At 61.2% G+C, this 707-nt stretch carries 1 protein-coding gene; it reads left to right on the plus strand.

The annotated features are described in order from the left end of the window. The coding region (locus AC1AUD_RS13725; protein ID WP_476574937.1) for an ATP-binding protein at window positions 1-707 on the plus strand (707 nt) is incomplete at both ends.

A 707-nucleotide genomic window follows, 5' to 3' on the forward strand; every position in this document is an offset into this window, starting at 1 on the left:
GGCAAGTCGACGCTGGTGCGCGACGTGTTCCCGGACTACAGGTACGTCAATCTGGAGGACCCGCAGATCCGCGCGGCAGCGGCGGACGACCCTGTGGCGTTCCTGCGCAACCGGCCGCGCCGTCTCATCATCGACGAGGCGCAATACGTCCCGGAACTGTTCTCGATGATCCAGGTCATCTCCGACGAGCACCGGGAACAGGGGCAGTACGTCATATCCGGCTCGCAGAACTTCCTGCTGCTCAAACGCATCACCCAATCCCTCGCCGGCCGCGTCGGCATACTCAAGCTGCTTCCGCTCTCCTACGGCGAAATCCATGCCACGCAGCCGACGGTTTCGACAGACGCGTTCATGCATACCGGCGGATTTCCGAGAATCTACGACGTGTCTATGCCACCGTCGCGCTTCTTCCCCAGCTACCTCGACACCTACGTACAGCGGGATGTGGCGGAATATCTCGACGTGCGCAATCTGGCCGGGTTCCGCACATTCATGCGACTATGCGCGCTCAACGCCGGCAACCTCATGAACTACGCGAACCTCGCAAGGGACGCCGACATCGACGCCCGCACGGCGAAAGCCTGGCTGTCCATGCTGGAATCCAGCTACGTGACCTTCCCGCTCATGCCCTACTACGCCAACGCCAGCAAACGCCTCGTCAAAACACCGAAACTGTATTTCCACGACACAGGACTGCTCTGCCACCT

The organism is Bifidobacterium sp. LH_730 (assembly GCF_056355835.1).